This is a genomic window from Kitasatospora sp. NPDC057015 (genome assembly GCF_042673745.1).
GTDB lineage: Bacteria > Actinomycetota > Actinomycetes > Streptomycetales > Streptomycetaceae > Kitasatospora.
Genome location: NZ_JBHUSG010000010.1, coordinates 173,525 through 187,039 on the forward strand (window position 1 = coordinate 173,525; position 13,515 = coordinate 187,039).

Below are 13,515 nucleotides of genomic sequence, written 5' to 3' on the forward strand. Positions count from 1 at the left end.
CTGTCTCCTGCTTCCTCCGGGGCGGACCTGCTGCACTGCGGGGGGTGGATCAGTCGGCCACGACCCGGACGGCGCCGGGCGTGTACTCGCGCTGGCGCACCACCCGGTACCAGCCCCTGGGGAGCGGGATCGCGGCGTGCTCCTCGTGCACCACCCGACCGCCCTCCGGCAGGTGCAGCCAGGCGGCGGCGAAGGGGCCGGGCTCGCGGCGCAGCTCACCGGGCCCGACCACGGCGTGCGCGTGGCCGGTCACCTCGCCCAGGGCCAGCACCAGCCGGCCGCGGGCGTCCCGCGGCTGCCGGGGCAGCCCGGCCGTCCGCGCCGGCACCGCCGCCTCCTCCACCGGGACGATCAGCACATCACCCTGCCGGTACACGGCGCCTCCTCGAACGACTGCTCCACGGATCCGGCGCACCGCTGTCGGGGCCGGCGTCCTGACGACGCGGCAGACGCTACGACCCGGGTCCGACATCGGCCCCGACGGGCGGACCGACGGACCGTCCGGACCCCCTCCACGGCGGGCGGCGCCGCGCACCCGCCCCGCCCGGGGGCCGACCGGCGGGCCGCCCGTCGGCCCTGTCGGTGCGGGCTGGTAGACAGGGGCCCTGCCCCCCATCGCCTGAGGAGAAGCGCCATGGCCATCGGCAAGCACATCGAGGAGTTCCACGGCCTGCCCGTGTTCAACCTGGAGGGCGCGCTCGCCGACGGCGAACAGCTGCCCGCAGCCGGTGAGGTGGCCTGGCGGCTCCACCTGGACTACGACGCGAGCGACACCTTCGAGCAGCTGTGGGAGTCCTTCCTCGCGGCGGTCGACGGCACCGCCGTCCGGGCCCTGGTCGTCGGGTCCTGGTGGGGCGACGACTCGATGATGCCGCTCACCGAGGCGCTCGCCCTGATCGTGCGCTCCGCGCCGCGACTGCCCGCCCTGCGCGGCGTGTTCCTCGGCGAGGTGACCTACGAGGAGAACGAGATCTCCTGGATCCAGCCGGCCGACCTCACCCCGCTGCTGGAGGCGTACCCGCTGCTGGAGGAACTGGTCGTCCGCGGCGCGTACTCGACGTACGGCGAGCTGGCGCCGCCGTACCTGCGGCCGGTGCGGCACGAGCACCTGCGCGCCCTGCGCTTCGAGGCCGGCGGCCTCTCCGGCACCGTCGCCCAGGCGGTCGCCGCCTGCGAGCTGCCCGCCCTGGAGCGGCTCGAACTCTGGCTCGGCACCGAGTGGTACGGCGCGGACACCACCCTCGACGACCTCGCACCCCTGCTCGACGGCACCCGGCTGCCGGCGCTGCGCCACCTCGGCCTGGAGAACAGCCAGCTGGCGGACGAGCTGGCCGGCGCCCTGGCCGGCGCACCCGTGGTGGCCCGCCTGACCGGGCTGAGCCTCGCCCTCGGCACCCTCACCGACCAGGGCGCGGCCGCCCTGCTCTCCGGCCAGCCGCTGACCCACCTGGCCACGCTCGACCTGCACCACCACTACCTCGGCGAGCAGATGCAGCAGCGCCTGCTGGACACCCTGGGGGCGGCCGGCGTGGCGGTCGACCTCTCGGAGCCGCACGGGTCGGGCGACGACTCCCCCTACGTCGCCAACGGCGAGTGACCGCTCACCGCGCCCGCGGACGGACGGCGGACGGGCAGCGGCCGTGACGGCGTCCGCGGCCCTGCCCCGGCTCACCGTGCTGGGCAACCCCGGCCACCGGCGGGTGGCGCTGTTCGGCGCCGCCGCGCGGGCCGCCGGGCTGCCCGAGCCCGCCGTGCTGCCCTGGCTGGACGTGCTGCGCGGCGCGTACCGGATCGAGCCGGGCACCCTGCTGCGGGTCGACTCGCCGGGCGAGGACGAGGCGGTGGACGCGCTGCTGCGCGGTGCCGCCCTGGGCCGCGGGTACGCGCCGACCCGGGTGGAGGGCACGGCCGCCTGGTACGCCGGATTCACCGCCGCGCTCGACGGGGTGGCGCGGGCCGTCCGGGCGACGCCCGGAGCCGCGCTGCTGAGCGATCCGGCGGAGACCGCGGTGATGTTCGACAAGCGGGCCACGCACCGGCTGCTGGCCGGTGCGGGCGTACCCGTGCCGGCCGCCCTCGACCAGGGCGCCGGGCCCGTCGCCGGCTGGGCGGACCTCACCGGGCGGCTGGCCGCGGCCGGGCTGCGCCGGGTCTTCGTGAAGCCGGCCCACGCCTCCTCCGCCTCCGGGGTGCTGGCGCTGGAGTTCGGCCCGCGCGGGCGGCTCTGCGCCACCACCTCGGTGTCCTGGCAGGGCGACGAACTGCACAACTCCCTGCGGGTGCGCCGCTACCGGGAGGAGGAGCGGGTCGCGGCGATCGTGGACCGGCTGGCTCCGGACGGGCTGCACGTGGAGCAGTGGATCCCGAAGTCCCCGCAGCGGGGCCGGGCGGCCGACCTGCGGGTGGTGGTGGTCGCCGGCCGGGCCACCCACCTGGTGGTGCGCACCAGCACCGGCCCGATGACCAACCTCCATCTGGGCGGCGCCCGGGGCGACGTCGAGCTGCTCAGATCGGCCGCGGGCCGGCACTGGGCCACCCTGCTGGAGACCGCCGAGCGGGCCGCCGGGTGCTTCCCCGGCTCCCTGATGGCCGGCGTGGACGTGCTGCCCACCGCCGACTGGCGGCGCTACCTGGTCGCGGAGGTCAACGCCTTCGGCGACCTGCTGCCCGGCCTCACCGGCCTGCCCGGCGGCCCCGCCGAGGGCCTCGACACGTACGGCGCGCAGCTCGCGGCCCTGTCCGGGGCCCTGGCCCGCGCGCCGCGCCGTCAGCCGGGCGACGCCGTGAACCCGGCCGCACCAGGCACCCAGCACGCCGTGAACCCAGCCACGCCATGAACCCAGCCACGCCATGAACGACCGGACGAGCGAGCCCATGAGCCACCCGACGAACCGCGCCGCCGGCCCTGCCACGGACCAGCCGGCCGGCCACGCCATCCCCGACATGAACCAGATCGTCGGCAGTCACGACCTGCTGCTGGTCACCCTCGACACCCTGCGCTTCGACGTGGCCCGGGAACTGGCCGAGGCCGGCCGCATCCCGCACCTGGCCGCCGTCCTGCCCGGGGGCCGGTGGGAGCGCCGGCACTCCCCCGGCAGCTTCACGTACGCCGCCCACCAGGCCATCTTGGCGGGGTTCCTGCCGACCCCGGCGAGCCCCGACGGCCCGCACCCGCGGCTGTTCGCCGCGCGCTTCGCGGGCTCAGAGACGACCGAGCCGCGTACCTGGGTCTTCGACACCCCGGACCTGCCCTCCGCGCTCGCCGCGGCCGGCTACCGCACGGTCTGCGTCGGCGGCGTCGGCTTCTTCAACAAGGCGGGGCCGCTCGGCTCGGTGCTCCCCGGCCTGTTCCAGGAGAGCCACTGGGAGCCGGAGTTCGGCGTGCCCTCGCCGGTCTCCTTCGAGGCGCAGGTGGCCCGGGCCGAGCAGGTCGCGGCGGACCAGCCGGCCGGGCAGCCGCTGTTCCTCTTCCTCAACGTATCGGCGCTGCACCAGCCGAACTGGTTCCACCTGCCCGGCGCCACCCGGGAGCACGGCGACAGCCGGGCCAGCCACGCCGCGGCCCTGGAGTACGTCGACCGGCACATCGGGCGGCTGTTCGCCGCGATGAGCCGCCGGCGCCCGTGCTTCGCGATCGTCTGCTCCGACCACGGCACGGCGTACGGCGAGGACGGCTACGTCGGGCACCGGCTCGGCCACGAGGTGGTCTGGACGGTCCCGTACGCGCACTTCACCCTCCCGCTCGGCGCCGACCCGGCCGCCGACCCGGCCACGGGCACCGCTTCCGGCCCCGGCGCGTCCGGCCCCGCAGCCGTGGGCGACGCCCCCACCACCCCCACGACCGAGGAGGCGCAGGCCGGATGACCACCGTCCTTCCGCTGCTGACCGACACCCCGTCGGCGGACTCTCCGTACCGCAGCTACGTCTACGCCTACCCCCACAAGACGGCCTACCGGCGGCTGCCGGACCGGCCGGCGCTGCGCGAGCTGTGGGCGGGCGAGCCGCAGCACGCGCTCTCCCTCTACCTGCACGTCCCGTTCTGCGAGGTGCGCTGCGGGTTCTGCAACCTGTTCACCCGGATCGGCGGCCCGGACGGCCTCACCACCGCGTACCTGGACGCGCTGGAGCGGCAGGCCGACGCCGTCCGCGAGGCCCTGGACGAGGGTGCCCGGTTCGCCGTGGCGGCGTTCGGCGGCGGCACCCCCACCTACCTGAGCGCCGCCGAACTGGAGCGCCTGTGCGACATCGCCGAGCGGCGGATGGGCGCGGACCTGCGCGCGATCCCGCTCTCGGTGGAGGCCTCGCCCGACACCGCCACCGCCGACCGGCTGGAGGTGCTGGCGGCCCGCGGCACCACCCGGCTCAGCCTCGGCGTGCAGTCCTTCCTGGACGAGGAGGCCAGGTCGGCGGTCCGCCCGCAGAAGCGCGCCGCGGTGGAGGCGGCGCTGGGCCGGATCCGGGCCGCCGGGTTCCCCGTCCTCAACATCGACCTGATCTACGGCATCGAGGGCCAGACCCCCGCGAGCTGGCTGCGTTCGCTGGACGCCGCGCTCGCCTGGGAGCCCGAGGAGCTCTACCTCTACCCGCTGTACGTCCGCCCGCTCACCGGCCTCGGCCGCCGGGCCGGCGACCAGGGCTCGCGGGCCTGGGACGAACAACGCCTGTCCCTCTACCGGGCCGGCCGGGACCACCTGCTCGACCGCGGCTACCAGCAGGTGTCGATGCGGATGTTCCGCCGGGCCGCCTCGCCGCAGGCCGGCAGCGAGGAGTACAGCTGCCAGACCGACGGCATGGTGGGCCTGGGCTGCGGCTCGCGCTCGTACACCTCCGCCCTGCACTACTCCTTCGACTACGCGGTGGACGCCACCCGGGTGCGCTCGATCATCGACGAGTACGTGTCCACCACCGACTTCGCGCACGCCGAGTACGGCCACCGGATGGACGGCGAGGAGGCCCGACGGCGCCACCTGGTGCAGTCGCTGCTCCAGGCAGAGGGCCTCGACCGGGCCGAGTACCGGCGGCGCTTCGGCACCGACCCCGTGGCCGACTTCCCGGTCGAGCTGGCCGACCTGCGGGCCCGCGGCCGGCTCGCCGACGCCCCGGGCCGGCTGCGACTGACGGCCGAGGGCCTGGCCCACTCGGACGCCGTCGGCCCGGCGCTGTTCTCCTCGGCCGTGCGGGACCTGATGGCCGCCTACGAGGCGAAGTGACCGGGCCCCGGAACGTCACCGACCTCGGCATGCCCGGCCCGCGCCCGGCCCCGGCGGCGGCCGTGGAGCCGCTGGACCTCACCGTCCTGTACCGGGGTCCGCTGGCCTCCTGCGACTACGACTGCCCGTACTGCCCGTTCGGCAAGCGGCGCGACACCCCCGAGCAGCTGCGCGCCGACCGGGCCGCCCTCGACCGGTTCGCCGACTGGGCCGCCGGGCAGGTGGGCGACACCCTCTCGCTGCTGTTCACCCCGTGGGGCGAGGGGCTGGTCCGCTCCTGGTACCGGGAGACGCTGGCCCGGCTCAGCCGGCTCCCGCACGTGCGGCGGGTGGCGATCCAGACCAACCTCAGCTTCCGTACCGGCTGGCTGGCCGACGCCGACCGGGACACCCTCGCGCTGTGGGCGACGTACCACCCGGGCGAGGTGTCGCACGAGCGGTTCCTGGCCAAGTGCCGGGAGCTGACCGCGCTCGGGGTGCGCTACAGCGTCGGCGTGGTCGGCGAGCCCGAGCACCTGGAGCCGGCCCGCCGGCTGCGGGCGGAGCTCCCGGCCGACGTCTACCTGTGGGTGAACGCCGCCGAGGGGCGGACGTACACCGACCCCGAGGCGTCCCGGTGGACCGCGCTGGACCCGCTGTTCGGCTACAGCCGCACCCCGCACCCGAGCGCGGGCCGGCCCTGCCGGACGGGCCGTTCGGTGATCTCGGTGGACGGCGACGGCACCGTCTCGCGCTGCCACTTCGTCCGCACCCCGCTGGGCAACCTGTACGACGGCTCGTACCGCGCCGCGCTCGGCCCCCGGCCCTGCGAACTGGCCGTCTGCGACTGCCACATCGGCTACGTCCACCTGGAGACGCTGCCGCTGTACGAGCTCTTCGGCGCGGGCGTCCTGGAGCGGATCCCGCACGACTGGTGAGCCGGCCCCTCGGGCGCCCGACGGACGGCGGACGCCCGAGGGACGGCGCTGCCGCTCAGCGGCGCTGCGGGCCGCCGGCCGGCGGGCCGCCGAGGAGGACGGTGCCCAGGGTCAGCGAGGCGCCGCCGGCCAGCCGCCCGCCGCCCGGGCCCCGGCGGGCCAGCTCACGCTCCCAGCGCACCAGGTCACGGGCCGCGTCGGCGCGCGCACCCTCCCCGGCCGCGCCGGCTCCGGGGGGTCCGGCCGGCGGGGCCGCCAGCTCGCGCAGCAGGTCCACGGCGAGCAGCAGCTCACCGGACCTGGCGAGCCAGAGCGCCAGGTCGTGGCAGGTCCGCAGGGTGCGCGGGTCGGCGGGTCCGCAGACGCCGGCGAACTCGGGCAGCAGGGCGCGCAGCAGCCGTACCGCCTCGGCGGGTTCGCCGTCGGCGCCGCGCGCCCAGGCCTGGTCCGCCCGCTCCTTCAGCTGCTCCGGGCTCGGGCCCGCCGGAGCGGCGGGCACCGGCGGGCCGGCCTCGATCGCGGCGAGCCGGCGGCGGACCTCGGCCGCGTCGGCGGGCCGGTCCGCCGGTGCCTTGGCGAGCAGTTGGAGGACCAGCGCGGCGAGCTCGGGCTCGACGCCGGGCGGCGCGTCGGGCGTGTCGTTGAGGTGCTGGTACATCAGGGTGACCGCGTTGTCGGCGGTGAACGGCTTCTCGCCGGAGCAGAGTTGGTACAGCACGCAGCCGAGTGCGTAGAGGTCGGCGCGGCCGTCCACCGGGCCGCCGGACCAGCGTTCGGGCGCGAGGTAGTGCGGGCTGCCGATGACGCTGCCGGTGCTGGTGAGGCCGGCGGCCTGGGTCTCCAGGCGGGCGATCCCGAAGTCGAGCACCTTGGCCTCGCCCGCTTCGGTGATCATGATGTTCTCGGGCTTGATGTCGCGGTGCACCACCCCGGCGCGGTGGGCCGCGTCCAGCGCGCCGCAGACCTGGCCCGCCCAGCGCAGGGCGAGCTCCCGCCCCGGCAGGCCGCCCCTGAGGACCTCGGCCAGCGAGCTGCCCCGGACGAGCTCCATCACCAGGTAGTGGGTGGCGAAGCCGGCGCCGCGCACCTCCCCCAGGTCGTACAGGGTCACGATGTGCGGGTGCGAGAGGTTGCCGACCGTCCTGGCCTCGGCCACGAACCGCCGCACCTCGCGCTCGTCGGTGGCGTTCTCCTCCGAGATCACCTTCACCGCGACCGGGCGGCCGACCTTCGCGTCGAAGGCCTCCCAGACCACGCCGAAGCCGCCGCGGCCGATCTTTCGCACCATTCGGTAGCGACTGTCCAGTACGTCCCCGACCTGCATGCCCCGCCCCCAACTCCGCCGGACTCGAACGGTGTTCACGATAGCCGCGGGGGTGGGCCGATGGGCGGCGGGAGTGTCCCGACCCGCCGCCCATCAGGTCACGGCTTGGTCTTGGGCAGACCGGGCGGGTTGATCTCGGAGGTCTTCACGCCCTCGTTCTCCAGCCCCCAGCGCTTGAGCGCCTGCTCGTAGGTGCCGTTCTTGATGATCTCGTTGATCGCCTCGTTCAGCGCCTTGACGAAGCCGTTGTCCTTCTTGGTGGTGGCCGCGATCTTGCCGAGGACGTCGGCACCGCCACCGGAGTAGGTGCCGATCACCTCGGTCTCGCCGGTCTGGACGGCGTGGAAGGCCAGGCTCGGGTTGGGGCCGAGGTAGGCGTCGATCCGGCCGGAGGAGAGCGCCAGGTAGTAGTCCGCGGAGTTCTGGAAGTACTTGATGTCCACGGGCTTGAGCCCGGCCTTGACGTTCTCCTCGTTCCAGGAGACCAGCAGCTTCTCCTGGTTGGTGCCGGAGGTCACCGCGATGGTGTGGCCGGCGACGTCCTTGGGCCCGCTGACCTTCCAGCCGCTGCCCTTTTTGGCCTCGAAGCCGAGGACGTCCAGGCGGTAGGTGGCGAAGTCGTACTTCTCCTTGCGGGCCTCGGTGACGGTGATGTTGGTGATGCCGACGTCGTACTTGCCGCTGTCCAGGCCGACGAAGACGTTCTCCCAGGAGACCGGGTTGAACTCCACCTTGAGGCCGATCACGTTGCCGATCAGGGTGGCGATGTCGGACTCGACGCCGATGACGGTCTTGTCGTCGGTGGCGTAGAAGTCCAGCGGCGGGATGGTGCCCAGTGAGTCGACGACCGCCAGCGTGCCCTTCTTTCTGATCTCCTCCGGCACGAGCGCCGCGATGGCGTCCACCTTGGGCGTGGTGATGCGCTTCTGGTCCGGCGTGAGGTTCACCGAGACGCCGTTCGGAGCCGTGGTGCCCTTGGGGGCGGCGGTGTCCGTGGAGGCGCTGGGCGAGCTGCCGCAGGCCGACAGGGTGAGGGCGGTGGTGAGCGAGAGGGCTGCGGCCACCAGGGCGCGACGGGGTAGGGACATGGCGGAACTCCTTACGAGCGCAGGGGTTTTCGGGGTACAGCGGGAAAGGTGTGGGCCGGGGCCGGCGCGGCCCCGGCGGCCCTAGAGGACCTTGGAGAGGAAGGCGCGGGTGCGCTCGTGCTGCGGGTCGTCCAGGACGGCGGACGGCGGCCCCTGCTCGACGACGAGCCCGCCGTCCATGAACACCACGGTGTCGGCCACCTCGCGGGCGAAGCCGATCTCGTGCGTCACGACGATCATCGTGGTGCCGGTGCGCGCCAGGTCCTTGATCACGTCCAGCACCTCGCCGACCAGCTCCGGGTCGAGCGCCGAGGTCGGCTCGTCGAAGAGCAGCACCTTCGGCTCCAGCGCGAGCGCCCGGGCGATCGCCACCCGCTGCTGCTGGCCGCCGGAGAGCTGGCGCGGGTAGACGTCCGCTTTGTCGGCGAGGCCGACCCGGTCGAGCAGGGCCAGCGCGGCCTTGCGGGCCTCGGCCTTCGGCTGCCGGAGCGCGCTCACCGGCGCCTCGATGATGTTCTCCAGCACGGTCAGGTGCGGGAAGAGGTTGAAGTTCTGGAACACGAAACCGATGTGGGTGCGCTGGCGCAGCACCTCGCGTTCCTTCAGCTCGTACAGCTTGCCGCCCGAGCGCCGGTAGCCGATCAGCTCGCCGTCGATGGCGACGAAGCCCCGGTCGAGCTTCTCCAGGTGGTTGATCGCGCGCAGCAGGGTGGACTTGCCGGAGCCGGAGGGCCCGAGCACCACGGTGACCGAGCCGGCCGGCACGGACAGGTCGACGCCGCGCAGCACCTCCAGTGCGCCGAACCGCTTGTGGACACCGCGGACCTGCACCATGGTGTCGGTGGTGGTCGTGGTCATGAGCGGCCTCCGGTGGACGGTGCGGTGCGGCCGGCCGGCGGGGTGCGGCGGGTGGCCTGGATGTTCCGGACGAAGTCCCGGGCCCGCTGGAGCGGGGTGGGCGGCGGGGTGCGCAGCGCGCCCCGGGAGAAGTAGCGCTCGACGTAGTACTGGCCGATCGAGAGCAGCGTGGTGAGCAGGATGTACCAGACCGTGGCGACCATCAGCAGCGGCACCACCCGGCCGGTGCGACCGTAGATCACCTGCACCTGGTAGAAGAGCTCGCCGATCGCCATGACGTAGACGATCGAGGTGCCCTTGAACAGCGAGATCACCTCGTTGGCGGCGGCCGGCAGGATCCCGCGCATGGCCTGCGGCAGGACGATCCGCCAGGCCTGCCGCAGCCGGGGGATGCCCAGCGCCGCGGCGGCCTCCAGCTGGCCGCCGTCGACCGAGATGATGCCGCCGCGGATGATCTCGGCGGCGTAGGCGGCCTGGTGCAGGGCGAGGCCGAGCACGGCGGCGCCGAGGGCCCCCAGCGCGTCGATGGTGTCGAAGGTCCACACGGTCGGGCCGAACGGGACGCCCACCCCGAGCCGCTTGTAGAGGTAGGAGAGGTTGAACCAGAAGACCAGCTGGACGATCAGCGGGATGGACCGGAAGGCCCAGATGTACGCCCAGCCGATGGTCTGCAGGATGGGGCTGCGCGAGAGCCGCAGGGCGGCCACCCCGGTGCCCAGCAGGAAGCCCAGCACCGTCCCGTAGAAGGTCAGTTGGATGGTGATCCAGACGGATCGCAGGATCGTCTCGGTGCTGAAGAAGACCCGGAAGGTGGGCCAGTCCCAGCCGGGGTTGGTGGCCAGGCCGTGGATGAACTGGGCCAGCACGACGAGGGCGACGGCGCCGGCCGCCCAGCGCCAGGGGTGCCGGGCCGGGACGATCGGCAGGCCCTCCGGATCGTCGGGCGGCGTGGCCTTGGGGTCGGCGGCCGGCCGCGCCTTGCGGACGCGGACCGGCGTGGCTCTGCCGGCTTCCGCGGTACCGCCGGCGGCGGCACCGGCTCCTGCGGCGGCATCGGCCTCTGCGGTGGTGCCGGTGGCGGCACCGGCGGCGGGACCGGTGGTGGCGGTCATGGTGGGATTCCTCCGAAGCGCTGACACGGGATCACGGGTGCTCGGGCGGGCTGATCAGGGATTCCTTGATGGCGGAGTCGGTCACTCCCCACTTCTTGAGGATCCGGTCGTACGTACCGTCCTTGATCAGCTGATTGACGGCGCCCTGGAAGGCCGGCGTCAGCGCCGAGCCCTTCTTGAAGGCGAACCCGACGTCCAGGCGGTGGAACTCGCCGAGGAACTTCGTCCCGGCGCCGGGCTGGGCCGCCTGGTAGCGCAGGCCGTTGATGGTCGACATGACGATGTCGATGCGGCCCTGCTGCAGACCGGTGAGGACGGCGCCGTTGTCCGAGAAGGCCTTCACCTCGAAGGGCTTGCGGCCGGTGTCGGCGCAGATGTTCTTCTTGCTGTTCAGGGTGGACTCGAAGGTGGTGCCGGCGCCGACGCCGATGACGAGGCCGCAGAGCTGGCCGAGGTCGGTCACCGGCTGGACGGTGGTGTTGTCCTTCTTCACCGCGAAGCCCTGGCCGTCGTCGATGTAGGTGACGAAGTCGATCGTCTTCAGCCGGGCCGTGGTCACCCCGAAGTTGCCGACGCCGAAGTCGTACTTGCCGCTGTCCAGGGCCGGCAGGATGGTCTCGAACTTGGCCTCCTCGCGCTGGACGGTGAGCCCGAGGATCCGGCCGACGGCGTCGGTGAAGTCGATGTCGATGCCGACCAGCTTCTTGTTCGCCTGGTCCTGGTAGTAGGCGGTCGGCGGGCTGCCGACCGAGCCGCCCACCTTGACGGCGCCCGCCTTGCGGACCTCCTCCGGAACGAGCGCGGCGATGCTGTCGACCTTGGTCAGGGCGGAGACGACGTCCTCGTCGGCCGAGATGCCGACCTGGCTGCCGGCCGGCGCCGGCTTCGCCGTCCCGGGGGCGGCCGGGTCCGAGCCGCAGGCGCTCAGGGCCAGCACCGGGAGCAGGGCGATGGCGGCGAGCAGGCCGCGTCGTTGGGTGGTGGCTCTCACGGGGTTGGCGCCTTTCGGTGGTGACCTGACATCAGGTGGGGTCCGGCAGTGGGAGGAGTGGGGCGGCGGGTGCGGTGCGGTGCGCCGGACAGCTGTCGGCCGGCCGGGGGGCGCGGTCGCCGCTCATGCCTGGGCGGCGATCAGCTGGTGCCGGTCGTGCTCGGCCCGGGCGAGCCGGGCGGCCTTCTCCGCGTCGCGCTTGGCGACCTCCTCGCGGACGATCGGGATGACGTAGCGGCCGAAGTCGATCGCGTCGTCGAGCAGGTCGTAGCCGCGCGCGGAGAGGATGTCGACGCCGAGGTCGTAGTAGTCGAGCAGGGCCTGCGCGACCGTCTCGGGGGTGCCGACCAGCGCGTTGGAGTTGCCGGACCCGCCGGTGGCGGCCGCCGTCGGGGTCCACAGCGCGCGGTCGTAGCGCTCCCCCGCCTCGGCGATGGCGATCAGCCGCTGGGAGCCGGTGTTCTCGGGCGCCGGCGCGGCGGCCGGGTCGCCGAGGTTCTGCCGGCGGACGAAGGCTCCGGAGCGCTTGCGCTCGTTGATGGTGTCGACCGTCCGGTGGGCCTTCTCCCAGGCGAGTTCCTCGGTCGGCGCGATGATCGGCCGGAACGCCACCTGGATCCGCGGCTGGTCGGTGCGTCCGGCGGCGAGCGCGGCGGCCCGCACCGTCTCGATCTGCTCGGCGGTCTGCGCCAGCGGCTCGCCCCAGAGGCAGTAGATGTCCGCCTCGGCCCCGCCGGCCGCGTAGGCGGCGGGCGAGCTGCCGCCGAAGGAGACGTTCGGGCGCGGCGACTGGACGGGGAAGACGTCGGAGACGAAGTCGTTGAAGCGGTAGTACTCGCCCTCGTGGTCGAAGGGCTCGCGGCTGGTCCAGGCCCGCTTGACGATCCGGATGTACTCGCGGGTCCGGTCGTAGCGCTGGTCCTTGGTCAGGAAGTCGCCCTCGCGCTGCTGCTCGTGGTCGTTGCCACCGGTGATGAAGTGCACGGTGAGCCGGCCGTCGCTGATCCGGTCGAGGGTGGCGAAGGTCTTGGCGGCGAAGGTCGGGTAGGAGACGTTCGGCCGGTGGGCCAGCAGGATCTGCAGCCGGTCGAGCCTGGCGGCGATGTACGCCGCGGCGGGCGCCGGGTCCGGGGCGCCGGCGGCGTAGGCGAACAGGACGCGGTCCCAGCCGTTGTCCTCGTGGGCCCGGGCGAGACGCAGGGTGTAGTCGCGGTCGAAGGCGGCGGTCGTACGGGGGGTGGTCTCCGAACCGTCTCCGGTGGCGGCGATACCGAGGAACTCGACAGGCATGAGGGCTGACCTTTCGCTTCGCTTCGCGGCTGACCGCGGATGAACTGTGTGCCCAACTCCCTCGCACCGCAGCGCCGTTCGACCATGGTCGGGTGGCAGCCCGCGGAGGGCGGCAGGGCAGCGCGCAGCCTCGCGGCAGCACGTTCGAGCAGGCTGGAGCAGGCCCTGACAGGGACCGGGCGGGCAGGGGGCGGCGGCGATGGAACGACGAACGGGAGGTCCGGCGAGCAGGGGGTGGCAACGCGTGACGGTGGTACGACTGGAGTGAGGAGGCGGCAGCGTGCGCCTTGGGAACCGTCGACTGGGGACGGCTTCCCGGCCCGCGTCGGGGGCACCGAGGGAGGGGTCTCCGAAGGAGAGAAGGGCCGGTCAGACGGCCCGCTGCCGAGTCAGCCGCGACACGCCGCGGACCACACCCGACCGAAGTCGATGTGGTCGCGGGTGACCAGGTGCTGCTCGGCGTACATGGGGCAAGTTGAGCAGTGAAGGACGGGCTTCGTCAACCACCGTCCCATTTCCGTGCACCCCTAACCTGCCCCCTATGCTCTCCCGCCCCCTCCTGCCGCTCTCCTGTCCCCCTCGATCCGCGCTCCGACCGCCCCGCCGGCCACCACGGGGCGCGGACGCCGGTAATGTCCGTCAACTCCTCAGCAGGAAAGCAGCATTGATGGACCGACCACAAGACCGCCCTTGACACGGACCGATCGTTCGCGCGTACGATTCAG

The 13,515-nt window shown here is 73.7% G+C and carries 12 protein-coding genes; 5 read left to right on the forward strand and 7 right to left on the reverse strand.

Features of this window, described 5'->3' with window-relative positions:
• Nucleotides 1–49: 49 nt before the first annotated feature.
• Nucleotides 50–376 (reverse strand): hypothetical protein, encoded by a 327-nt coding sequence (locus tag ACFTWP_RS12985; protein ID WP_380264537.1) that lies wholly within the window; start codon nt 374–376, stop codon nt 50–52.
• Between the two features lie 258 nt (nt 377–634).
• Between ACFTWP_RS12985 and ACFTWP_RS12990 the strand changes: the two genes are divergently transcribed.
• The 5 genes from ACFTWP_RS12990 (at nt 635) to ACFTWP_RS13010 (ending at nt 6,127) form a co-directional block, all read left to right on the forward strand.
• Nucleotides 635–1,597, forward strand: a complete 963-nt coding sequence (locus tag ACFTWP_RS12990; protein ID WP_380264538.1) for an STM4015 family protein — start codon at nt 635–637, stop codon at nt 1,595–1,597.
• A 43-nt stretch (nt 1,598–1,640) separates the two neighbouring features.
• Nucleotides 1,641–2,837 carry an STM4014 family protein gene (locus tag ACFTWP_RS12995; protein WP_380264539.1) on the forward strand — a complete coding sequence of 399 codons (1,197 nt, stop codon included), beginning with the start codon at nt 1,641–1,643 and terminating at the stop codon, nt 2,835–2,837.
• A gap of 106 nt (nt 2,838–2,943) precedes the next feature.
• Nucleotides 2,944–3,864 carry an STM4013/SEN3800 family hydrolase gene (locus ACFTWP_RS13000; RefSeq protein ID WP_380264592.1) on the forward strand — a complete coding sequence of 307 codons (921 nt, stop codon included), beginning with the start codon at nt 2,944–2,946 and terminating at the stop codon, nt 3,862–3,864.
• Nucleotides 3,861–5,210 (forward strand): STM4012 family radical SAM protein, encoded by a 1,350-nt coding sequence (locus tag ACFTWP_RS13005; protein WP_380264540.1) that lies wholly within the window; start codon nt 3,861–3,863, stop codon nt 5,208–5,210. Before ACFTWP_RS13000 ends, ACFTWP_RS13005 begins: the two co-directional genes overlap by 4 nt.
• Before the next feature lie 71 nt (nt 5,211–5,281).
• Nucleotides 5,282–6,127 (forward strand): STM4011 family radical SAM protein, encoded by an 846-nt coding sequence (locus ACFTWP_RS13010; RefSeq protein WP_380264593.1) that lies wholly within the window; start codon nt 5,282–5,284, stop codon nt 6,125–6,127.
• 55 nt (nt 6,128–6,182) lie between these two features.
• On the opposite strand, the gene ACFTWP_RS13015 is transcribed toward ACFTWP_RS13010, so the two are convergent.
• The 6 genes from ACFTWP_RS13015 to ACFTWP_RS13040 form a co-directional block, all read right to left on the reverse strand.
• Nucleotides 6,183–7,415 carry a serine/threonine-protein kinase gene (locus ACFTWP_RS13015; protein ID WP_380264541.1) on the reverse strand — a complete coding sequence of 411 codons (1,233 nt, stop codon included), beginning with the start codon at nt 7,413–7,415 and terminating at the stop codon, nt 6,183–6,185.
• A gap of 134 nt (nt 7,416–7,549) precedes the next feature.
• Nucleotides 7,550–8,539, reverse strand: a complete 990-nt coding sequence (locus ACFTWP_RS13020; protein ID WP_380264542.1) for an ABC transporter substrate-binding protein — start codon at nt 8,537–8,539, stop codon at nt 7,550–7,552.
• Between the two features lie 81 nt (nt 8,540–8,620).
• Nucleotides 8,621–9,397 carry an amino acid ABC transporter ATP-binding protein gene (locus tag ACFTWP_RS13025; RefSeq protein WP_380264543.1) on the reverse strand — a complete coding sequence of 259 codons (777 nt, stop codon included), beginning with the start codon at nt 9,395–9,397 and terminating at the stop codon, nt 8,621–8,623.
• Complete coding sequence (locus ACFTWP_RS13030; protein WP_380264544.1) at nt 9,394–10,509, reverse strand: amino acid ABC transporter permease; 1,116 nt, start codon at nt 10,507–10,509, stop codon at nt 9,394–9,396. The genes ACFTWP_RS13025 and ACFTWP_RS13030 overlap by 4 nt, the downstream gene beginning before the upstream one ends.
• A gap of 31 nt (nt 10,510–10,540) precedes the next feature.
• On the reverse strand, nt 10,541–11,500 hold the full coding sequence (locus tag ACFTWP_RS13035) for an ABC transporter substrate-binding protein (RefSeq protein WP_380264545.1): 960 nt from the start codon (nt 11,498–11,500) through the stop codon (nt 10,541–10,543).
• A gap of 123 nt (nt 11,501–11,623) precedes the next feature.
• The gene (locus ACFTWP_RS13040; protein WP_380264546.1) at nt 11,624–12,790 is read right to left on the reverse strand and encodes an LLM class flavin-dependent oxidoreductase; all 1,167 of its coding nucleotides are present in this window, start codon (nt 12,788–12,790) and stop codon (nt 11,624–11,626) included.
• Nucleotides 12,791–13,515 lie beyond the last annotated feature (725 nt).